The organism is Pseudomonas sp. L13 (genome assembly GCF_009935965.1).
GTDB classification, from domain to species: domain Bacteria; phylum Pseudomonadota; class Gammaproteobacteria; order Pseudomonadales; family Pseudomonadaceae; genus Aquipseudomonas; species Aquipseudomonas lactis.
The window spans coordinates 16,050-35,315 of the sequence record NZ_QODJ01000033.1 but is presented as its reverse complement, the minus strand read 5'-3'; the positions used below and the strand labels follow the sequence as shown (position 1 = coordinate 35,315).

The window sequence follows — 19,266 nt, the reverse complement described above, 5'->3', positions numbered from 1 at the left end:
CAGGCAAGCCAGCTCCCACCCGGGACCGTGCTTTGTCAGAAGCGCACGCCAGTCGTCACCATGGCCGCGTTGAACCCGAGCAATACCAGCTCAGCCGCCACCGGCCCGTAATGCGTGCCCACCGATGGAATGATCACCGGCGCCACACCGAATCGGTTCAACGGGATCTTGTCGCGGTACTCGCCGCGATAGCCCTGAAGCAATCCCCCGGTCAATTTTGCATACACCGGATAGTCGGCCAGGTCATAGCGCTTGCCCACATAGGCGTAGTACGAGCGCTGGCGGAACGAGTTGCGAAAAGTCACCCCACCGTACAGCAGGCCCGATGCCTCGTTGCGTTCCAGGCCGATCAAGTCCTGCTTGTTGTTGTGCTCTGGGTCTGGCGCGAAGTGCCGGGTGTAGACGCTGGTCTGGGCGTACCAGAAGCCTTTGTCGTCGTTGGCGGGTGGGGTTTCGCTCGCCAGCGCGGTGGTGGCTTGGGCCAGGAACAACAGCCCAGGCAATCGAAATTTTTTCATGGGGCGACCTCGGTAGTCGATGTGATGAACGGCTAAGTGGGTCGTTGTGTGCGCGCTATTTTGACGGCTTGGCACCCGCCCAGGCTGAACCGGGGCTGACAGTAGCGGGATTAACCGTGCAGATCCTGACGAGTGGTGGGCGTTGATTATGCCCAGTGGTACTTTTTCGCCGTACGGTTACAGCGCTGGGTTTTATTACGGTAAAGTCGCTTACAACGGGTAACACACAGGAGGCGCACCGCATTTCGCCATGACCGTCATTGAAACCGATCTTCTGCAATTGGCTTACCCTCCGCGACTCGATCTTGGGCCGCAACTCACCCACGAACAGTTAATGAGCTCGATGCAAGCCACCATGGCTCGGCATAAGGGTGGGCCGGTGTGGCTATTTGCTTATGGTTCGCTGATCTGGCGCCCTGAATGTTCATCCACCGAGCGCGTACGGGCGCGGGTCCACGGTTATCACCGGGGCTTGTACCTGTGGTCCCATGAGCATCGGGGTACGCCGGAGTTGCCGGGGTTGGTGTTCGGGCTGGATCGCGGTGGCTCCTGCAGCGGGTTTGCCTACCGTTTGCCGGAAGACCAGTTGGAGGCCTCGCTGTATGCCCTGTGGCAGCGCGAGATGCCTTACCCCTCTTACCGACCGCACTGGCTCAGCTGCCGATTGCAAGATGGCAGTACCGTGCAGGCGTTAGGGTTCGTGCTGGAGCGGCATTTGCCCAGCTATGCCGGCAACTTGCCCGATATCGTGCTTAATCATGTGCTGCAAAGCGCTTGCGGGCGTTACGGCACCACTCGCGATTATGTCGAGCAGACCGTGAACGCCCTGCGTAGCCACGCCATGCCAGATAAAAACCTGGAGGCGCGGCTCAAGCGTTGTGCCAAGGATTGCCTGGGCGGTTAACGCGCCGAGCTGACGCTGTTGGTGTGCCACAACGTAGGGATCAGGAATGCGATCGCCAGTACGCAGGCGCCAATCAGCAGTACGAAACCACCGTTCCAGCCGAAATGGTCAACCGTGTAGCCCATGGCCGCACTGGCCGCTACCGAACCGCCCAGGTAACCGAACAAACCGGTGAAGCCTGCTGCGGTGCCGGCGGCTTTCTTCGGTGCCAGCTCCAGTGCCTGCAGGCCGATCAGCATCACCGGGCCGTAGATCAGGAAGCCGATGGAGAACAGCGCAATCATGTCGATCATCGGGTTGCCCGGCGGGTTGAGCCAGTAAACCAGGGTTGCCACGGTCACCAGGGCCATGAACACGATGCCGGTCAGGCCGCGGTTGCCACGGAAGATCTTGTCCGACATCCAGCCGCACAGCAGCGTGCCCGGAATGCCTGCCCACTCGTAGAAGAAGTACGCCCAGGACGACTTATCGACGGTGAAGTGCTTGGCTTCTTTCAAATAGGTGGGCGCCCAGTCCAGTACGCCATAGCGCAGCAGATAGACAAACACGTTGGCGAAGGCGATGTACCAGAGCATTTTGTTGCGCAGCACGTATTTGACGAAGATTTCCTTGGCACTGAATTCGTCTTCGTGGCTGGCGTCGTAGCCTTCTGGGTAGTCGTTCTTGTATTTCTCGATAGGCGGCAGGCCCACCGATTGCGGGGTGTCGCGCATGGTGATGAAGGCAAACGCCGCCACTGCCAGGGCCACGGTGGCCGGCACGTAGAACGCCGCATGCCAGTCGTTGAACCACGCCATGCCCAGCAGGAACAGTGGGCCGATCAAGCCACCGCCGACGTTATGCGCAACGTTCCACACGGACACCACGCCGCCGCGTTCTTTCTGCGACCACCAGTGCACCATGGTCCGCCCACTTGGCGGCCAGCCCATGCCCTGGGCCCAGCCGTTGATGAACAGCAAAATGAACATCATGGTCACGCTGGACGTTGCCCAAGGCGCGAAACCGAAAATGAACATCACCCCCGCCGAAACCAGCAGGCCAAAGGGCAGGAAATAGCGTGGGTTGGAGCGGTCGGACACCAGGCCCATCAGGAATTTGGACAAGCCGTAGGCAATCGCAATCGCCGACATCGCCAGGCCCAGTTCGCCACGGGTGTAACCCTCGTCGATCAGGTAAGGCATGGCCAGGGAGAAATTTTTACGCAGCAGGTAGTAGCCGGCGTAACCGAAGAAAATACCCGCGAAGATCTGCCAGCGCAGTCGTCGGTAGGTACTGTCTATTTTTTCTTCAGGCAGGGGCGCCTGGTGTGCGGCAGGTCGAAAGAAAGCAAACATTCAAGAGCTCCAAATTTCTTGTTTTGACTGCGGATGCGAATGTTACAGTTTCGTTACCGAAAATAGCATCGCCTCTTATCCGCAAACACAGGAAACATGAGCAATTGCATGTTCTTTTACGAACATGTCGCTAATAGATAAGGTGTGGTCGTAACGAATTCCTCAGAGCCAACACAGATCAACTGTGGGAGCTGGCTTGCCTGCGATGGCGGTCTTTCAGGTACATCTGTAGCAGCTGACCCACCGCTATCGCAGGCAAGCCAGCTCCCACATGGATTGCATTTCAGGTGTGTTATCGGGTTTGGACAACTATTTTACCCACCGCCTTACGCTGCCCCAGATCATTGATCGCCTGTGCCGCCTGTTCCAGCGGATACACCTGCGACACCAGCGGCTTGAGCTTGCCCTCGCCATACCAGGTGAACAATTGCTGGAAATTCGCCGCATTGTCCTGTGGCTGACGCTGGGCAAACGAGCCCCAGAACACCCCGACCACCGCTGCGCCCTTGAGCAACGCCAGGTTCACCGGCAGTTCAGGAATACGCCCGCTGGCGAAACCCACCACTAACAGGCGCCCATTCCAGGCGATCGAACGAACGGCTTGGTCAAACAGGTCACCACCCACCGGGTCGTAGATGACATCAGCGCCATTGCCATCGGTCAGGCGCTTGACCTCATCCTTGAGGTTGGCTTCGCTGTAGTTGATCAGCTCATCGGCGCCGGCCGCCTTGGCCACTGCGAGCTTGTCGGCGCTGCTGGCGGCGGCAATCACCCGGGCGCCCATGGCCTTGCCAATCTCTACGGCAGCCAGGCCCACGCCGCCGGACGCGCCAAGCACCAACAAAGTCTCGCCGGGTTGCAGGTTGGCGCGTTGTTTCAGCGCGTGCATGGAGGTGCCGTAGGTCATGCTGAAGGCGGCGGCAATGTTGAAGTCCATGCTCGGCGGGATTGGCAGCACGTTGTAGCCGGGCACCGCGACCTGTTCGGCAAAGCTGCCCCAGCCGGTCAACGCCATCACACGGTCGCCGACTTTCAGGTGGCTGACTTTCTCACCCACTTCACTGACCACGCCCGCCGCTTCGCCGCCGGGTGAGAACGGAAAGGGCGGCTTGAACTGGTATTTGCCTTCGATGATAAGGGTGTCCGGGAAATTCACTCCGGCCGCGTGCACGTCCAACAGGATTTCGTTCTTCTTGATCGCGGGGCTGGCGATCTCTTCCAGCACCAGGGTTTCGGCGGGGCCGAAGGCTTTGCACAGCACAGCTTTCATCGGACTATTCCTTTTGGCGTCGTGGCCGATAAGTGTAGGAGGGAACGCCCGTGGGTCAACGAGCATGCCCGCGCCTGATAAGCCCCCATAAGCTTGTGCTCAGCCTTGCTAGCGTTATGCTACTCGGCAACCGAATTCGAGGAATGAACTGTGAAAGCGTGGATCCTGTTGATGCTGGCCCTGACCTTGCCGATGGCAGCCCAGGCCGAAGAGGCCAAAGAGGGCGAGGCGCCGAAGGTCAGCTATATCAGCCTGAGCCCGCCGTTCGTGGGCAATTACGGCCTGGATGGCACCGCCAAGCTCAAGGTCTACAAGGCCGACATTGCCCTGCGCGTGACCGGTGAAGAAGCGGCGAAGTTGGTCAAGGCCAACGATCCGTTGATTCGTAACCAACTGGTGGCGCTGTTTACCCAGCAGACCAACGAGACCATGAGCAGTGTGGAGGGCAAGGAAAAGCTGCGCCAAGAGGCGTTGAAGCAAACGCAGCAGGTGATGAACGATGAAACCGGCAAGCCGGTGGTGGAAGACCTGCTGTTCAACAACCTGATTATCCAGTAGGAGCGAGCTTGCTCGCGAAAAACGTCAACGATAACGCGTGCTTCCTGAATAAACGCGGCGCCTGTGAGTTTTTCGCGAGCAAGCTCGCTCCTACAAGAAGCCCGGGCCAGTTAAAGCAACTGAAGGACCGCCGCCCACTGTTCCGGTGTGACCGCCATGACCGAAAGCCGGCTGCCCTTTTGCACCAGCGGCATTTCAGCCAGTGCGGTTTGCTGCTTTAGATAGCCGAGCCCCAGCACCTTGGGGAAGGTCTGCACATGGGCGACATCGATCGCACTCCACGGGTTTTTCTCCGTTGTAGCCTTGGCGTCGAAATAGTGGCTTTCGGGTTCCAGCGCAGTGGGGTCCGGATAGGCGGCCCGGATGACTTTGCCTATGCCGGCAATCCCAGGCTCCGGGCAGCTGGAGTGGTAAAAGAAAAACTCGTCCCCCACGACCATGGTGCGCAAAAAGTTGCGCGCCTGATAGTTGCGTACCCCGTCCCAGCGCGCTTCGCCGAGCTTTTCCAGGCCGTTGATGGAGAGTTCGTCGGGCTCGGATTTCATCAGCCAGTAGGCCATTATGGGGCTCCTGAAAAAGGCATTGGGCAAGTTGTCGGGCAATCCCGTGACAAACCGACAGTCGGTTGGCGTCAAGGTTTGCGTGTTGGTTCACGTTACCGCAGAATGCGCGCTTTTAAGCTTGACGCAGCTGCAACGGACTACTTTGGAACGTTGTTGTCATCGTGTACGAGGTGCCTGAAAGGGGGGCAATCGATGCAACGTAAGCCGGATTTACTATGGATTTTGGTTATTTTGTTTGGTCTGGGCGTCGTGACCACCGGTTATGCCCAAAGCCTGTGGTCGAACAAGACCGATGCACCGGTTGAACTGGCTCAGCAGCAGCCACAACCGTTCAAGCGTTAACTCAAGCACTCACCAAGGCGCCGCTGTTTCCAGCGGCGTTTGTGCGACATACCACTGCTTATCAGTCACCGTCCCCGCCAACGGTACATCCCAGCTTGCCTGCGCCAGGCGTTCGACTTTCTGGCATTCATGGGCCAGCCCCAGCAGCGTTGGCTTGCGCCAGCTCTGGCGCTGAGCAAGATAGGCCAGGCTGCGGTCGTAAAACCCGCCGCCCATGCCCAGGCGCCCACCTGCATCATCGAACCCTACCAACGGCAATAACACCAGGTCCAGCGCCCAGACTTTGCGCTGGCGACGGGCATTGACCCGTGGCTCAAGGATGCGAAAGCGGTTGGGCAGCAACTTATCCCCAGGCCGTACGCGCTGGAACACCATCTTGGTGCGCGGCCAGGCGCTGAGCACCGGCAGGTAAGTGGCTTTGCCGCGGCGCTGGGCTGCACGCAGCAGCAGGCGCGGATCGATTTCACCGTCCGTGGGCAGATATAAAGAGATATGTTTGGCCCGGCGAAACAGTGGGTGCTGTGCCAGTTGCCGGTAAAGACCGTGAGCGGCCTGGCGCTGCTCGCTTGGCGTGAGGGCGCGACGGGCCTTGCGCAACATGCGTCGAAGGTGCGGACGAGATAGCGGCGCAGGTTCGGTCATGATTTTCGGCTCATAAAACAATGCCAGTCCGGGGACTGGCATTGAGTTTGGGAATTCAGGCTCCCCGACAGAGCCGCTGTCGACTTAGCCCTTGAACCCGAAAGTTCAAGGTGGAAGAAGCAGTAGGCTTTAAGGCTTTCCGTCTAGCGGACATGCACACCAGCCCAACGTGCAACTTCCAGGGTAGTGCGAATCGGCTCAGGGACATCGCCGACTGGCAAACACGCCAGGGAGTGGGGCGAGTATACCTTAAACCTGCTCGGCAATCAGCCCTTGGGTGTGTCTGAATCGGTGGAAAGCACCAGATCCACGCGATCAAGCAGGTCACGCACCTGCTCGCGCGTTGAGCCGCTGGCCTGTACGTCAGGGCGCTCCTGCTTATGCAGCAGGTCGTGGGTAATATTCAGCGCGGCCATTACGGCGATGCGGTCGGCGCCGATCACTTTGCCGCTGCTGCGGATTTCGCGCATCTTGCCGTCCAGGTAGCGGGCAGCGCTCACCAGGTTGCTGCGTTCTTCCTGGGGGCAGATGATCGAATATTCTTTGTCGAGGATCTGCACGGTAACGCTATTGCTTGAACTCATGAGTCTTGCTCCAGGGCCTTCAGGCGCGAAATCATCGATTCGACCTTACGCCGGGCGATTTCGTTTTTTTCAATGAGGTGAGCGCGTTCCTCGCGCCAGGTCTTTTCCTGAGCTAATAGGAGTCCGTTTTGGCTCTTAAGTTGCTCGACCCGATCAATTAGCAGTTCGAGTCTGGCCATCAGCGCTTGCAGGTCGGTGTCTTCCATTGGGTTCCACTGGATTTGTCTGATGAATGGCAACTGCAGGATAAACGATCTGACGCCCTCGATAGTCTTGGTGCGTCTGCCGGTGCTAGGATACAGCGCTCCATTCTAGACATTGCGCCGTCTGGCGCCTAGCTCACCATGCCCATTCAGAATTCCCCTTACGACGCTTTTTCCAAACTGCTGAGCACCAGCGGCCATCCATGCTCGCCTGCTGAACTGCACGGCGTGCTGCTGGGCCGCAGTTGCACCGGCGTGGGCTTTGATGCCGACAACTGGCTGGCCGATGTGGCCGAGCTGCTGGAAACCGAACCCACCGACAATGTGCGTAACGCATTGATCGGCTTGCAAGAAATGGTCAAGGGCGAGCTGACCGGTGATGACGTCACCGTGGTCCTGCTATTGCCTACCGACGACGCCCCGCTGGCTGACCGCGCCGCCGCGCTGGGCCAATGGTGCCAGGGTTTCCTCCACGGTTTCGGCGTGAATGCCGGCGGCCTGGAGCTGAGCACCGACGCCAAGGAAGTGCTGCAGGACCTGGCGGCCATCTCCCAGGTGCAAGACGCCCTGGAAGAATCCGAAGACGGCGAAGGCGACTACATGGAAGTCATGGAATACCTGCGCGTCGCGCCGCTGCTGCTGTTCGCCGAGACCCGCAAGTCCGCTGAGCCCGCCGCGCCCAAGCCGTCGCTGCACTGAGAAAGGACACCCATCTGCCCATGATCCATATCCCCAAAGCGGAATACACCCGGCGCCGCAAGGCGCTCATGGCGCAGATGGAACCCAACAGCATCGCGATCCTGCCGGCCGCCGCCGTGGCCATCCGCAACCGCGATGTCGAGCATGTCTACCGCCAGGACAGCGACTTCCAGTACCTGAGCGGTTTTCCCGAGCCCGAAGCGGTGATCGTGCTGATGCCCGGTCGCCAGCACGGCGAGTACGTGCTGTTCTGCCGCGAGCGCAATGCCGAGCGCGAATTGTGGGACGGCCTGCGTGCCGGCACCGAGGGCGCGATCCGCGACTTTGGCGCTGACGACGCATTCCCCATTACCGATATTGACGACATCCTGCCCGGCCTGATCGAAGGCCGCGACCGCGTGTACTCGGCCATGGGCAGCAATGCCGAGTTCGACCGGCATGTGATGGAGTGGATCAACGTGATCCGTTCCAAAGCGCACCTGGGCGCCCAGCCGCCGAACGAATTCGTTGCCCTGGATCATTTGCTTCACGATATGCGCCTGTATAAATCGGCAGCAGAAGTGAGGGTGATGCGCGAGGCGGCGCGAATTTCCTGTGCAGCCCATGTGCGGGCGATGCAGGCCAGCCGTGCCGGCCTGCATGAGTTCAGCCTGGAAGCCGAGCTGGATTACGAGTTTCGCAAAGGCGGCGCGAAGATGCCGGCCTATGGCTCCATCGTCGCCGCCGGGCGCAACAGCTGCATCCTGCATTACCAGCAGAATGACGCGGTGCTCAAGGACGGCGACCTGGTGCTGATCGACGCCGGGTGTGAGATCGACTGCTACGCGAGTGACATCACCCGTACCTGGCCGGTCAACGGCAAGTTTTCGCCCGAGCAGAAGGCGATCTACGAGATTGTGCTGGCCTCCCAGGAAGCCGCCTTCAAGCAGATCGCGCCGAACAAACATTGGAACCAGGCCCACGAGGCGACCGTGCAGGTCATCACCGCCGGCCTGGTGAAGCTGGGGTTGTTGCAGGGCGACGTTGATGAGCTGATCGCCAGCGAAGCCTACCGCGCCTTCTACATGCACCGTGCTGGCCACTGGCTGGGCATGGATGTGCATGATGTGGGCGAGTACAAAGTGGGCGGTGAATGGCGCGTGCTGGAAGTGGGCATGGCCTTGACCGTGGAGCCGGGCATCTATATTTCCCCGGACAACCAGACTGTGGCAAAGAAATGGCGTGGCATTGGCGTGCGCATCGAGGACGACGTGGTAGTGACCAAGCAAGGCTGTGAAATCCTGACCGGCGGCGTGCCCAAGACCGTTGCCGAGATCGAAGCGTTGATGGCGGCTGCCCGATGAGCCGGGTCAACCTGGCGATTATCGGCGGCGGCCTGGTGGGCGCCAGCCTGGCCCTGGCATTGCAAGCGGGGGCCAAGGCGCGGGGCTGGAAGATCGTGCTGATCGAACCCTTTGCACCGGGCGACAGCTACCAGCCGAGCTACGATGCGCGCTCTTCTGCGCTGTCGTTTGGCGCACGCCAGATTTACCAGCGGCTGGGCCTGTGGCAAGCCATTTCCCGGCGCGCCGAGCCGATCAAGCAGATCCACGTGTCAGACCGTGGGCGTTTCTCCACCGCACGCTTGTCCGCGATGGAGGAGGGCGTGCCGGCCCTGGGTTATGTGGTGGAAAACGCCTGGCTCGGCCAATGCCTATGGCAAGGCTTGGACAAGGACGTGGTGAGCTGGCGATGCCCGGCGGAAGTCACGCGCATGGAGCCGCTGCCCGATGGCTATCGCCTGACCCTCAACGATGAAACCGTACTGGAATGCGACCTTGCGGTACTGGCCGATGGCGGCCGTTCCGGCTTGCGTGAGCAACTGGGCATTGGCGTGAAAACCCGGCCCTACAACCAGAGCGCGTTGATCGCCAACATCACCCCGAGCGAAGCCCACAATGGCGAGGCGTTCGAGCGCTTTACCGATGAAGGCCCCATGGCCTTGCTGCCGCTGCCGGACAACCGCTGCGCGCTGGTCTGGACCCGCATCGGCATGGACGCCCAGCGCCTGGCCAGCCTCGACGAGCGTAGCTTCCTGAGCGAACTGCAGGGTGTATTCGGGTATCGCCTGGGCACCCTCAAACAAGTGGGCGCCCGCCACCTGTACCCGTTGACCCTGGTGGAAGCCGAAGAGCAAGTGCGCTCGCACCTGGCCGTCCTCGGCAATGCCGCCCACAGCCTGCACCCGATTGCCGGGCAGGGGTTCAACCTGTCCCTGCGCGATGCCAATGCCTTGGCCGAAGCCCTGTTGGCTGGGCCGGCCGTGCCGGGTGACTTGGCGACGTTGCAAGGCTATCGCGAGCGTCAGCGCCTGGACCAGCAACTCACCGTAGGCTTCTCCGACCAGGTCACGCGCCTGTTCGGCAGTGCTCAGCCATTGGTGGCGCTGGGCCGCAATATGGGCTTGCTCGGCCTCGACCTGTTGCCCCCGGCCAAACGCTGGTTCGCCCGTCAGGCCATGGGCCTGGGCACGCGTTCCGATGTTTGAAGCGGACCACACCTTTACTTGCGGCCTGTGCCGCACACGAGATAAGGCTTGAATATGGACATGCGCGCAGATGTGCTGATTGTCGGGGCCGGAATGGTCGGAAGCGCCCTGGCGCTGGCGTTACAGGGCAGTGGCCTGCAGGTGCTGCTGCTCGACGGCAGCCCGTTGAGCGTCAAGCCGTTTGAGCCGGCTGCGGCGTTTGAACCGCGGGTGAGCGCGTTGTCGGCGGCCAGCCAGCGCATTCTTGAGCGCCTGGGTGTGTGGGACGGCATCGTAGAGCGGCGTGCCAGCCCCTACGGCGAAATGCAGGTATGGGACGGCAGCGGCACCGGGCAGATCCACTTCTCGGCGGCCAGTGTGCATGCCGAGGTGCTTGGGCATATCGTCGAGAACCGCGTGGTGCAGGATGCTTTGCTCGATCGCCTGCATGACTGCGACCTCGGCCTGCTGGCCAATGCGCGCCTGGAACAAATGCGCCGCTCTGGCGATGACTGGTTGCTGACCCTGGCCGACGGCCGCAAGCTGCGCGCACCGCTGGTGGTGGCCGCCGACGGTGCCAACTCCGCCGTACGCCGCCTGACCGGTACACCCACCCGCGAATGGGATTACCTGCATAACGCCATCGTCACCAGCGTGCGCAGCAGCCAGCCGCACCAGCGCACCGCGTGGCAACGCTTCACCGACACCGGCCCGTTGGCGTTCCTGCCGCTGGTGCGCGATGGGCAGGAAGACTGGTGTTCGATTGTCTGGTCGACCACGCCTGCTGAGTCCGAGCGCTTGATGGCGCTGGATGATGAACGCTTCTGCCGCGAACTGGAACGTGCCTTCGAAGGGCGCCTGGGCACCGTGGTCAGTGCTGACCCGCGTGTGTGCGTACCGTTGCGCCAGCGCCATGCCAAACGCTATGTGGCCGAAGGCCTGGCGTTGATCGGCGACGCCGCCCACGTCATCCACCCGTTGGCGGGGCAGGGCGTCAACCTGGGTTTCCTCGATGCAGCCGTGCTGGCCGAAGTGCTGTTGGCGGCGACCGAGCGCGGCGAGCGCCTGGCCGATGTGAAAGTGCTGAGCCGTTACGAGCGGCGCCGCATGCCCCATAACCTGGCGCTGATGGCGGCGATGGAAGGCTTTGAGCGCTTGTTCCAGGCCGATCAACTGCCGCTGCGCTGGTTGCGCAACGCGGGTTTGAAAATCGTCGACCAGATGCCCGAAGCCAAAGCCGTGTTTGTGCGCCAGGCACTCGGATTGACGGGCGATCTCCCCGAACTCGCCAAACCCTGAACTGACAATACAACCCTCTGTGGGAGCCGGGCTTGCCCGCGATGAGGCCGTCAGCTCCAGCGCATATTCTGGCTGTGCAACATCTGGTAACGCCTCCACCAAGCGTTACCAAATGTGAGTCCTTATCATTTGCCCTCCATTTGCAAATGAGAGACCGCACCCATGTTGGCACCCAAGCGCCTCCTGACTGCCCTGGCACTCACCCTGATCGGCAGCACCACCGTGCAGGCGGCCGACGAAGTCGTGGTCTACTCCTCGCGTATCGACGAGCTGATCAAGCCAGTGTTCGACGCCTACACCAAAAAGACCGGCGTACAGGTCAAGTTCATCACCGACAAGGAAGCCCCGTTGATGCAGCGCATCAAGGCCGAGGGCGAGAACGCCACCGCCGACCTGCTGCTGACCGTTGACGCAGGCAACCTCTGGCAGGCCGAACAGATGGGCATCCTGCAACCGTTCACCTCGCCTGTGATCGACAAGAATATTCCCCTGCAATATCGCTCATCGGCCCACGCCTGGACCGGTTTGAGCCTGCGTGCGCGAACGATCGCCTACTCCACCGACCGGGTAAAGCCGGGCGACTTGACCACCTACGAAGCCCTGGCCGACAAGCAGTGGGAAGGCCGCCTGTGCCTGCGCACGGCGAAAAAAGTCTATAACCAGTCGCTGACCGCCACGTTGATCGAAACCCATGGCGCGGCCAAGACCGAAGAAATCATCAAGGGTTGGGTGAATAACCTTTCCACCGATGTGTTCTCCGATGACATCGCCGTGCTGGAGGCCATCAACGCCGGGCAGTGCGACGTGGGTATCGTCAACACCTATTACTACGGTCGCCTGCACAAGCAGAAGCCAGAACTGGCGGTGAAATTGTTCTGGCCCAACCAGGGCGACCGCGGTGTGCACGTGAACCTGTCCGGCATTGGCCTGACCCAGCACGCGCCGCACCCGGAAGCCGCCAAGGCGCTGGTGGAGTGGATGACCACGCCTGAGGCACAGAAGATCTTCGCCGACGTCAACCAGGAATTCCCTGCCAACCCGGCGGTACCGCCATCGGCGGAAGTGGCGACCTGGGGCAAGTTCGTGGCCGATACCTTGCCGGTGGAAGTGGCAGGCAAGCGCCAGGCCGAGGCGATTCGCCTGATGGATCGCGCTGGCTGGAACTGAAGCTGCGCCGCTCGACTGTGGGAGCTGGCTTGCCTGCGATTGCATCACTTCGGTATCACTGATACACCGAGGTGCTTGTATCGCAGGCAAGCCAGCTCCCACATTGGTTAGTGGCCGCTTCAACATCTTTATTTTTCTGAGAGCTTTTCCTTGGCCCACCCCGCCCAACGTCGCTGGTACCTGCCGGTTTTCAGCGTCGCCGTCCTGGTGCTGTTGCCGCTGAGCGTGCTGCTGCTGTCCTGGCAAAGCATCGACCCACAGATCTGGGCGCACCTCTGGGACACGCAGATGCCCCGCTTGCTGGGCAACACCTTGACCCTGGTGCTCGGCGTCGGCCTGGGCGTGACGCTGCTGGGTGTCAGCCTGGCCTGGCTGACCAGCCTGTGCGAATTCCCCGGGCGGCGCTGGCTCGACTGGGCATTGATGTTGCCCTTTGCAATCCCTGCCTATGTGCTGGCCTTCGTGTTCGTGGGCCTGCTGGATTTCGCCGGCCCGGTGCAAACCCTGCTGCGCGAGTGGTTCGGCACCGGGCTGCGTTTGCCACGGGTGCGCTCCACCAGCGGCGTGGTCATCGTATTGGTGCTGGTGTTCTATCCCTATGTCTACCTGCTGGCGCGTAGCGCGTTCCTGGCCCAGGGCAAAGGCTTGATGGAAGCGGCGCGGGTGCTGGGGCAATCGCCATGGCAAGCGTTCTGGCGCGTGGCATTGCCGATGGCGCGACCAGCGATTGGTGCCGGTGTGGCCCTGGCGTTGATGGAGACGCTGGCGGATTTTGGCGCGGTCTCGGTGTTCAATTTCGATACCTTCACCACCGCTATCTATAAAACCTGGTACGGCTTTTTCAGCCTGTCCAGCGCCGCGCAACTGGCCAGCTTGCTGCTGCTGGTAGTGATGCTGGTGCTGTATGGCGAGCGACGCGCGCGCGGGGCCAGCCGACCGAGCAATGAGCGCCCGCGGGGCCAGGCGTTGTACCACTTGCGCGGATTCAAGGCCTTGGCGGCCAGCGCCTGGTGCGGTCTGGTTTTCGCCTGTGCATTCGTGATTCCGATGCTGCAACTTGTGGCGTGGTTCTGGCAGCGGGGCCGCTTCGACCTGGATGAGCGTTACACCGGGCTGATCATCCATACCCTCTACCTGGGCGGGATCGCAGCCCTGATCACGGTCAGCGTGGCGCTGATACTGGCCTTTGCCAACCGTCTTGCACCGACCCGCGCGATTCGCTCCGGTATCAGTCTGGCCAATGTCGGCTATGCCTTGCCGGGCTCGGTGCTGGCGGTGTCGATCATGCTGGCGTTCAGCTACCTGGACCGCGAGTTGGTGGTGCCGCTCTCCGGCTGGCTGGGCGGGGCGGGCAAGCCTCTGTTGCTGGGCAGCCTGTCGGCACTGGTGCTGGCGTACCTGGTGCGGTTCCTGGCGGTGGCCTATGGGCCGCTGGAAAACAGCCTGGCGCGCATCCGGCCGTCTTTGCCCGAAGCGGCACGCAGCCTTGGGGTGAGCGGCCCACGACTGTTTTGCAAAGTGTATCTGCCGTTATTGCTGCCGGGCACGTTGAGCGCAGCGCTGCTGGTGTTCGTGGATGTGCTCAAGGAAATGCCCGCCACCTTGCTGATGCGCCCGTTTGGCTGGGACACCCTGGCGGTGCGGATCTTTGAAATGACCAGTGAAGGCGAATGGGCGCGGGCGTCTTTGCCGGCGCTGACCCTTGTGCTGGTCGGCTTGTTGCCGGTCATCGGGCTGATCCGCCGCTCGGCTCGGCAAATCGGTTAGGTGCCAGTCCTACGGCTTGAGGCTACAATGCGCGGCATTCGGTGCGCTCCGTCTTTCGGATCGACCTGCTGTATGTGGCTGCGGGCCTTGTAATACAAGGTGTTCGGCGCAAGTGGCAGCTCTGCGCGCCTTCGCCAAGCCCGGAAGGAGAAACCCATGGGACAGCGTACGCCTCTGTATGACCTGCATCTCGCCCTCGGCGCGAAAATGGTCGATTTTGGCGGTTGGGATATGCCTTTGCATTACGGCTCGCAAGTTGAAGAACACCATCAGGTGCGACGCGACTGCGGGGTCTTCGATGTATCTCATATGACCGTGATCGATGTCACCGGCCCCCAGGCCAAGGAATGGCTCCAGTACCTGCTGGCCAATGATGTTGACCGACTGCACGGCTGTGGCCGAGCGTTGTACAGCGCCATGCTCAACGAGCAGGGCGGGGTGGTGGATGACATGATCGTCTACCGCACCGAAACCGGTTACCGCTTGGTGGTCAACGCCGCCACGCGCGATCAGGACATGGCCTGGATGCAGGCGCAACTGGGCAGCTACTCAGTGCAACTGCATGAGCGCTCCGAGTTGGCCATGCTCGCCATCCAGGGCCCCCACGCCCGGCAGAAAATCGCCGAACTGGTGACCCAGTCCCGTGGCATCCTGATCCATCAGCTCAAACCGTTCGAAGGCCGGGCCGACGGCGACTGGTATATCGCCCGCACCGGCTATACCGGCGAAGACGGCCTCGAAATCGTGCTGCCGGCCGATCAGGCTCCGGGCTTTTTCAACGACCTGGTGGGCGCTGGCATTTCCCCCATCGGTCTCGGTGCGCGCGACACCTTGCGCCTGGAGGCCGGCATGAACCTGTATGGCCAGGATATTCACCAGGCGGTCTCGCCGCTGGCGGCCAACATGGCCTGGAGCATCGCCTGGGAACCTGTCGAGCGTAACTTCATTGGCCGCGCTGCGCTGGAAGCAGAAAAAGCAGCCGGCGTGCAGTTCAAACTGGTCGGGCTCGTCCTTGAAGAGCGTGGTGTGCTGCGTGCTCACCAAGTGGTTCGTATCGCCAATGTTGGCGAAGGAGAGATCACCAGTGGTAGTTTCTCGCCTACGCTAAGCAAATCCATTGCGCTGGCGCGTGTGCCGACGGCGACTGCCGACCGGGCCGAAGTGGAAATCCGCGGCAAGTGGTATCCGGTTCGAGTGGTCAAGCCGACCTTCGTGCGTCATGGCAAAACCCTGATCTAACCAATTCCGGCAGGCCAATGGCCGCTGACATTTCATCTTGAGGACACAGACTATGAGCAATATCCCTGCCGACCTGCGTTTTGCCGAAAGTCACGAATGGGCCCGTCTGGAAGCTGACGGCACCGTGACCGTCGGGATCTCCGACCATGCACAGGAAGCTTTGGGTGATGTGGTGTTTGTTGAACTGACCGAAGTGGGCAAGGTGTTTGCCGCTCAAGACCAGGCGGGCGTGGTGGAGTCGGTCAAGGCCGCTTCGGATATTTACTCGCCGATTGCGGGCGAAGTACTTGCCGTCAACGAAGAATTGGGTGGCAGTCCTGAGCTGTTGAACTCTGACCCGTACGGCGCCTGGATCTTCAAGCTCAAGCCAAGCGACAAGGCCGAGCTGGACAAACTGCTGGATGCCGCCGGCTACAAAGCCGCGATCGGCGAATAAACGCAACAGCTGCAACAGCACACCTCAATGTGGGAGCTGGCTTGCCTGCGATTGGATCACCCGGGTATCACCGATACACCGAGGTGCCAGCATCGCAGGCAAGCCAGCTCCCACAGTTGATTTGTTGTGATCAGCCTTTTTTCAGTACGGCTTTAACCGCCGCTACAGCCCGCTCCACATCCGCCTCTGTCATCGCCGTGAACATCGGCAACGACACGATCAAACGCCCAACACGTTCGGCCACCGGGAACATGCCTTCCTTGAAACCCTGTGCCCGATAGAGGCTCAGCAGGTGGATCGGCGGGTAGTGATAGCCGATACCCACGCCGTGGGCCTGCATCTGCTCCATGAACGTCGCACGGGCTGGCAGGCCATCCTGGCGCTCCGGCAATACCAGTTGGAACAGGTGCCAGTTGCTGTTTTCGAAGTCGGCCGGCGGCAGTTGCGCGCCGTATTGGGCTTCGAAATTGCTGCCGAAGCATTTGAAGTAGTGCCGTGCCAGGTTCTGACGATGAGCGGTGATTTTCTCGATGTGCGCAAATTGCCCCAGGCCGATGGCGGCGGCAATGTCGGTCATGTTGAACTTGCCACCCAGCACATCCACATCCAGGCCATCGAAGCCGCTGCGGGTGACGCCTTGCAGGCGGTACTTCTCTGCCAGACGGGCCTCCTCGGCATTGTTCAACACCAGGCAGCCGCCTTCGGACGACGTAATGTTCTTGTTCGCCTGGAAGCTGAAGGACACGAAGTCGCCAGTTGCGCCGATGCGTTCTCCATCCCAGCTGGAGCCCAAGGCCTGGGCAGCATCTTCGACAATGCGCAGGTTGTACTTGTTGGCCAGCGCGTAGAGCATCGGCATATCCAGGGGCAAGCCGGCCAGATAGACCGGGATGATCGCCTTGGTGCGCGGGGTAATGGCAGCTTCCACCTGGGCCAGGTCGATATTGCGCGTCACCGGGTCGATATCGGCAAAGACCGGAGTGGCGCCGACTTCGAGAATCACGTTGGCCGTGGCAACCCAGGAGATTGGCGTGGTGATGACTTCATCCCCAGGCCCGATCCCGGCGATGCGCAAGGCGATCTCCATGGTGCAAGTGCCCGAGTTGAAGGTGCGCACCGGACGGCCGCCAAAATACTCTGACAGCTGTGCTTCGAACGCCTGCACCTTTGGCCCGCTGGTGATCCAGCCGGAACGCAGAACATCGCCGACGGCCGAGATGGTGGCTTCATCGATGGTAGGTTTGGAAAACGGCAGGAAGGGCTGTGGGCTCATGACGAAGAAGGCATCCGTTTCAGGTAGGCAATTAAAATAGACGTGTCAGTAGGGCATGGTTGCATGCTGAGACTGAATATAGCCTGTCATCCATGAACGATTCGTCATTCAACAGGCAAAAAAATGCCGCTTGAAAAAGCGGCATTTTTTATGAGGGCAGTGTTACTCGGTGACAGCATTCTTCGCCAGGATGGCGTTAGCCAGTTCCATGTCCGTGGCTTGGAGGCCAGGGTTGTCGGCGCGGACCTTCTGCATGGCCGCTTCCAGGTACGGGCCGCGAATGCCGCCGTCGCTGGCGACGAAGCTGCCTGCGTCGTCCTGGGCGGCGACCACCAGCTTGTGGTCCTTGAACGTCAGGTACGTCGAGCCAGTGGTGGCGCCGGACGAGATGACATTACGCCAGAAGCTATCGGCCATGGCTGAGCCGACAGGTAGGGAAAGCACAGCGAGGGTTGCGACAGCATATTTGAGACGCATGATGGGTGACTCCGATGGGTTATCTGTACGTTTTGATTGTAGTTAAGCCGATCCAGTTCCATCACTGACTAAACAGTTTCAACCTTTAAAATCACTCCATCCTGCCCAACCACGCGGACTTGAGCGCCCACGGGGGCGTCGGCACCGGTGACCATCCACACGCCATCGCCGACTTTGACCTTGCCGCGGCCATCCACAATGGCTTGATGCACCACGAAAGTGCGCCCCACCAACTCTGAACCGCGCTCGTTCAACCCCGGTTGATCGCTGGCCTTGGCACTGTTGCGTTGGCGTTTCCACCAGTACACGGCAGTCAATATCGACAACATCGCAAACAGCAGCAGTTGCCATTCCAGCCCCAGCGGTGGGAACAGGAACTTGATCACGCCCACGGCAGCGGCGGCGATGCCCATCCAGAGCAGGTAGCCTCCTGCACCGAACACCTCGAGAATCAACAGCACGGTGCCCAGTGCCAACCAGTCCCAGAACGACAAATGCAGCAGGAAGTCCCACATGGTGATGGCCTCAGCCTTTCTTGTTGTCGAACGTGGCTTTGACGATCTCGCCGATGCCACCCACAGCGCCAATCACCTGGCTGGCTTCCAGCGGCATCAGGATGACCTTGCTGTTGTTGGCCGACGCAAGCTTGCCCAAGGCGTCGATGTATTTTTGCGCGACGAAGTAGTTCACCGCCTGCACGTTGCCCGACGCAATGGCTTCGGATACCACTTGTGTCGCCCGCGCTTCGGCTTCGGCCTGGCGCTCGCGTGCTTCGGATTCCAGAAACGCGGCTTGACGGCTACCTTCGGCCTCGAGGATCTGCGCCTGCTTCTTGCCTTCGGCTGTCAGGATTGCTGAGGCACGCAGGCCTTCGGCTTCAAGGATCTGTGCACGCTTGATTCGCTCGGCTTTCATTTGGCCGGACATGGCGGCCATCAGGTCGGCGGGAGGACTGATGTCCTTGATCTCGATACGGGTGATCTTGATGCCCCATGGCGCAGTGGCTTCATCCACGGTGCGCAGGAGTTTTTCGTTGATGCCGTCACGCTGGCTAAGCATGGCATCCAGCTCCATGGAGCCGAGTACGGTACGGATATTGGTCTGCAGCAGGTTGCGGATAGCATGTTCGAGGTTGTTGACCTCATAGGCGGCCTGGGCGGTGTTGACCACCTGGAAGAAGCACACGGCATCGATCTGTACGGTGGCATTGTCGGCGGTGATGACTTCTTGAGGCGGGATATCCAGCACGCTTTCCATCACGTTGATCTTGCGGCCGATGCGGTCCATCACCGGGATGATGATATTCAGGCCAGGCTTGAGGGTGTTGGTGTAGCGGCCGAAACGCTCGACGGTCCATTGGTAGCCCTGGGGCACCACTTTGAACCCCATGAAGAGGATGGCGATGGCCAAGCCCACGAAAAGAAGCAGTACGGTTCCGATCTGCATAGCGATTCCCTATCTGAAGGTGTCAGTGAACGACATTAG

22 protein-coding genes and 1 other RNA gene are annotated in these 19,266 nt (G+C 60.8%); 11 read left to right on the top strand and 12 right to left on the bottom strand.

Translation table 11 applies throughout. The features are described 5' to 3' along the window. Positions 1-35: 35 nt before the first annotated feature. Complete coding sequence (locus tag DK871_RS17315; protein WP_161905992.1) at positions 36-518, bottom strand: sn-glycerol-3-phosphate transporter; 483 nt, start codon at positions 516-518, stop codon at positions 36-38. 250 nt (positions 519-768) lie between these two features. On the opposite strand from DK871_RS17315, the gene DK871_RS17310 reads away from it, so the two are divergent. After that, positions 769-1,422, top strand: coding sequence for a gamma-glutamylcyclotransferase (locus DK871_RS17310; RefSeq protein WP_161905990.1), 654 nt, complete (start codon positions 769-771; stop codon positions 1,420-1,422). Here DK871_RS17310 and glpT read toward each other — a convergent pair. Next, a complete protein-coding gene (glpT, locus tag DK871_RS17305; RefSeq protein ID WP_161905988.1) occupies positions 1,419-2,756 on the bottom strand; it encodes a glycerol-3-phosphate transporter in 1,338 nt (445 codons plus the stop codon). The two genes, DK871_RS17310 and glpT, sit on opposite strands and share 4 nt — an antisense overlap. A gap of 292 nt (positions 2,757-3,048) precedes the next feature. Next, entirely contained in the window at positions 3,049-4,026 is a 978-nt protein-coding gene (locus tag DK871_RS17300) for an NADPH:quinone oxidoreductase family protein (protein ID WP_161905987.1), read from the bottom strand. Positions 4,027-4,176: 150 nt separating this feature from the next. Between DK871_RS17300 and DK871_RS17295 the strand changes: the two genes are divergently transcribed. Then, a complete protein-coding gene (locus DK871_RS17295) occupies positions 4,177-4,584 on the top strand; it encodes a flagellar basal body-associated protein FliL (protein ID WP_003195317.1) in 408 nt (135 codons plus the stop codon). Positions 4,585-4,694: 110 nt separating this feature from the next. On the opposite strand, the gene DK871_RS17290 is transcribed toward DK871_RS17295, so the two are convergent. Beyond that, positions 4,695-5,144: an EVE domain-containing protein gene (locus tag DK871_RS17290; protein ID WP_161905986.1), complete on the bottom strand. Its 450-nt coding sequence runs from the start codon at positions 5,142-5,144 to the stop codon at positions 4,695-4,697. A 195-nt stretch (positions 5,145-5,339) separates the two neighbouring features. Here DK871_RS17290 and DK871_RS28655 point away from each other — a divergent pair, with 195 nt between their 5' ends. Further along, positions 5,340-5,489: a hypothetical protein gene (locus DK871_RS28655; RefSeq protein WP_010207387.1), complete on the top strand. Its 150-nt coding sequence runs from the start codon at positions 5,340-5,342 to the stop codon at positions 5,487-5,489. A 9-nt stretch (positions 5,490-5,498) separates the two neighbouring features. Here the strand turns inward: DK871_RS28655 and DK871_RS17285 are convergent, their stop codons facing one another. The 4 genes from DK871_RS17285 to DK871_RS17270 all read right to left on the bottom strand — a co-directional run bounded on the left by DK871_RS17285 (position 5,499) and on the right by DK871_RS17270 (position 6,921). Beyond that, positions 5,499-6,131 carry a 5-formyltetrahydrofolate cyclo-ligase gene (locus DK871_RS17285; RefSeq protein ID WP_161905984.1) on the bottom strand — a complete coding sequence of 211 codons (633 nt, stop codon included), beginning with the start codon at positions 6,129-6,131 and terminating at the stop codon, positions 5,499-5,501. Positions 6,132-6,188: 57 nt separating this feature from the next. Further along, positions 6,189-6,367, bottom strand: a non-coding RNA gene (ssrS, locus tag DK871_RS17280) — 6S RNA. A 30-nt stretch (positions 6,368-6,397) separates the two neighbouring features. Then, the gene (locus tag DK871_RS17275) at positions 6,398-6,715 is read right to left on the bottom strand and encodes a cell division protein ZapA (protein WP_014720410.1); all 318 of its coding nucleotides are present in this window, start codon (positions 6,713-6,715) and stop codon (positions 6,398-6,400) included. Further along, on the bottom strand, positions 6,712-6,921 hold the full coding sequence (locus tag DK871_RS17270; protein WP_003177365.1) for a TIGR02449 family protein: 210 nt from the start codon (positions 6,919-6,921) through the stop codon (positions 6,712-6,714). Before DK871_RS17270 ends, DK871_RS17275 begins: the two co-directional genes overlap by 4 nt. Before the next feature lie 138 nt (positions 6,922-7,059). Between DK871_RS17270 and DK871_RS17265 the strand changes: the two genes are divergently transcribed. The 8 genes from DK871_RS17265 (at position 7,060) to gcvH (ending at position 16,031) form a co-directional block, all read left to right on the top strand. Continuing rightward, entirely contained in the window at positions 7,060-7,617 is a 558-nt protein-coding gene (locus DK871_RS17265; protein WP_161905982.1) for a YecA family protein, read from the top strand. Positions 7,618-7,637: 20 nt separating this feature from the next. Then, complete coding sequence (gene pepP, locus DK871_RS17260; RefSeq protein ID WP_120247475.1) at positions 7,638-8,960, top strand: Xaa-Pro aminopeptidase; 1,323 nt, start codon at positions 7,638-7,640, stop codon at positions 8,958-8,960. Further along, complete coding sequence (gene ubiH / locus DK871_RS17255) at positions 8,957-10,144, top strand: 2-octaprenyl-6-methoxyphenyl hydroxylase (RefSeq protein WP_161905980.1); 1,188 nt, start codon at positions 8,957-8,959, stop codon at positions 10,142-10,144. The genes pepP and ubiH overlap by 4 nt, the downstream gene beginning before the upstream one ends. A gap of 60 nt (positions 10,145-10,204) precedes the next feature. Beyond that, the gene (locus DK871_RS17250) at positions 10,205-11,422 is read left to right on the top strand and encodes a 2-octaprenyl-3-methyl-6-methoxy-1,4-benzoquinol hydroxylase (protein WP_168220205.1); all 1,218 of its coding nucleotides are present in this window, start codon (positions 10,205-10,207) and stop codon (positions 11,420-11,422) included. 162 nt (positions 11,423-11,584) lie between these two features. Beyond that, a complete protein-coding gene (locus tag DK871_RS17245; RefSeq protein ID WP_057975325.1) occupies positions 11,585-12,589 on the top strand; it encodes an extracellular solute-binding protein in 1,005 nt (334 codons plus the stop codon). Positions 12,590-12,739: 150 nt separating this feature from the next. Next, on the top strand, positions 12,740-14,356 hold the full coding sequence (locus DK871_RS17240; RefSeq protein WP_161905978.1) for an iron ABC transporter permease: 1,617 nt from the start codon (positions 12,740-12,742) through the stop codon (positions 14,354-14,356). Between the two features lie 156 nt (positions 14,357-14,512). Beyond that, positions 14,513-15,595, top strand: a complete 1,083-nt coding sequence (gcvT, locus tag DK871_RS17235) for a glycine cleavage system aminomethyltransferase GcvT (RefSeq protein WP_003195295.1) — start codon at positions 14,513-14,515, stop codon at positions 15,593-15,595. Positions 15,596-15,647: 52 nt separating this feature from the next. Beyond that, entirely contained in the window at positions 15,648-16,031 is a 384-nt protein-coding gene (gene gcvH / locus DK871_RS17230) for a glycine cleavage system protein GcvH (protein ID WP_020301818.1), read from the top strand. A gap of 130 nt (positions 16,032-16,161) precedes the next feature. Here gcvH and DK871_RS17225 read toward each other — a convergent pair whose 3' ends face one another. The 4 genes from DK871_RS17225 to DK871_RS17210 all read right to left on the bottom strand — a co-directional run bounded on the left by DK871_RS17225 (position 16,162) and on the right by DK871_RS17210 (position 19,227). Next, on the bottom strand, positions 16,162-17,304 hold the full coding sequence (locus DK871_RS17225) for a DegT/DnrJ/EryC1/StrS aminotransferase family protein (protein ID WP_161905977.1): 1,143 nt from the start codon (positions 17,302-17,304) through the stop codon (positions 16,162-16,164). Positions 17,305-17,466: 162 nt separating this feature from the next. Next, on the bottom strand, positions 17,467-17,781 hold the full coding sequence (locus DK871_RS17220) for a DUF2388 domain-containing protein (RefSeq protein WP_003176799.1): 315 nt from the start codon (positions 17,779-17,781) through the stop codon (positions 17,467-17,469). A 68-nt stretch (positions 17,782-17,849) separates the two neighbouring features. Further along, on the bottom strand, positions 17,850-18,296 hold the full coding sequence (locus DK871_RS17215; protein WP_161905975.1) for an NfeD family protein: 447 nt from the start codon (positions 18,294-18,296) through the stop codon (positions 17,850-17,852). 10 nt (positions 18,297-18,306) lie between these two features. Beyond that, complete coding sequence (locus DK871_RS17210; RefSeq protein WP_003176797.1) at positions 18,307-19,227, bottom strand: SPFH domain-containing protein; 921 nt, start codon at positions 19,225-19,227, stop codon at positions 18,307-18,309. Between the last annotated feature and the right edge of the window lie 39 nt (positions 19,228-19,266).

What these genes read in the sequence shown, in the direction of transcription:
- DK871_RS28655 (WP_010207387.1), top strand. Translation starts at nt 5,340, where the DNA reads ATGCAACGTAAGCCGGATTTACTATGGATTTTGGTTATTTTGTTTGGT.
- DK871_RS17275 (WP_014720410.1), bottom strand. Translation starts at nt 6,715, where the DNA reads ATGAGTTCAAGCAATAGCGTTACCGTGCAGATCCTCGACAAAGAATAT.
- DK871_RS17210 (WP_003176797.1), bottom strand. Translation starts at nt 19,227, where the DNA reads ATGCAGATCGGAACCGTACTGCTTCTTTTCGTGGGCTTGGCCATCGCC.
- DK871_RS17215 (WP_161905975.1), bottom strand. Translation starts at nt 18,296, where the DNA reads ATGTGGGACTTCCTGCTGCATTTGTCGTTCTGGGACTGGTTGGCACTG.
- pepP (WP_120247475.1), top strand. Translation starts at nt 7,638, where the DNA reads ATGATCCATATCCCCAAAGCGGAATACACCCGGCGCCGCAAGGCGCTC.
- DK871_RS17220 (WP_003176799.1), bottom strand. Translation starts at nt 17,781, where the DNA reads ATGCGTCTCAAATATGCTGTCGCAACCCTCGCTGTGCTTTCCCTACCT.
- DK871_RS17310 (WP_161905990.1), top strand. Translation starts at nt 769, where the DNA reads ATGACCGTCATTGAAACCGATCTTCTGCAATTGGCTTACCCTCCGCGA.
- DK871_RS17285 (WP_161905984.1), bottom strand. Translation starts at nt 6,131, where the DNA reads ATGACCGAACCTGCGCCGCTATCTCGTCCGCACCTTCGACGCATGTTG.
- DK871_RS17250 (WP_168220205.1), top strand. Translation starts at nt 10,205, where the DNA reads ATGCGCGCAGATGTGCTGATTGTCGGGGCCGGAATGGTCGGAAGCGCC.
- DK871_RS17245 (WP_057975325.1), top strand. Translation starts at nt 11,585, where the DNA reads ATGTTGGCACCCAAGCGCCTCCTGACTGCCCTGGCACTCACCCTGATC.
- ubiH (WP_161905980.1), top strand. Translation starts at nt 8,957, where the DNA reads ATGAGCCGGGTCAACCTGGCGATTATCGGCGGCGGCCTGGTGGGCGCC.
- DK871_RS17265 (WP_161905982.1), top strand. Translation starts at nt 7,060, where the DNA reads ATGCCCATTCAGAATTCCCCTTACGACGCTTTTTCCAAACTGCTGAGC.
- DK871_RS17290 (WP_161905986.1), bottom strand. Translation starts at nt 5,144, where the DNA reads ATGGCCTACTGGCTGATGAAATCCGAGCCCGACGAACTCTCCATCAAC.
- gcvH (WP_020301818.1), top strand. Translation starts at nt 15,648, where the DNA reads ATGAGCAATATCCCTGCCGACCTGCGTTTTGCCGAAAGTCACGAATGG.
- DK871_RS17270 (WP_003177365.1), bottom strand. Translation starts at nt 6,921, where the DNA reads ATGGAAGACACCGACCTGCAAGCGCTGATGGCCAGACTCGAACTGCTA.
- DK871_RS17315 (WP_161905992.1), bottom strand. Translation starts at nt 518, where the DNA reads ATGAAAAAATTTCGATTGCCTGGGCTGTTGTTCCTGGCCCAAGCCACC.
- gcvT (WP_003195295.1), top strand. Translation starts at nt 14,513, where the DNA reads ATGGGACAGCGTACGCCTCTGTATGACCTGCATCTCGCCCTCGGCGCG.
- glpT (WP_161905988.1), bottom strand. Translation starts at nt 2,756, where the DNA reads ATGTTTGCTTTCTTTCGACCTGCCGCACACCAGGCGCCCCTGCCTGAA.
- DK871_RS17300 (WP_161905987.1), bottom strand. Translation starts at nt 4,026, where the DNA reads ATGAAAGCTGTGCTGTGCAAAGCCTTCGGCCCCGCCGAAACCCTGGTG.
- DK871_RS17225 (WP_161905977.1), bottom strand. Translation starts at nt 17,304, where the DNA reads ATGAGCCCACAGCCCTTCCTGCCGTTTTCCAAACCTACCATCGATGAA.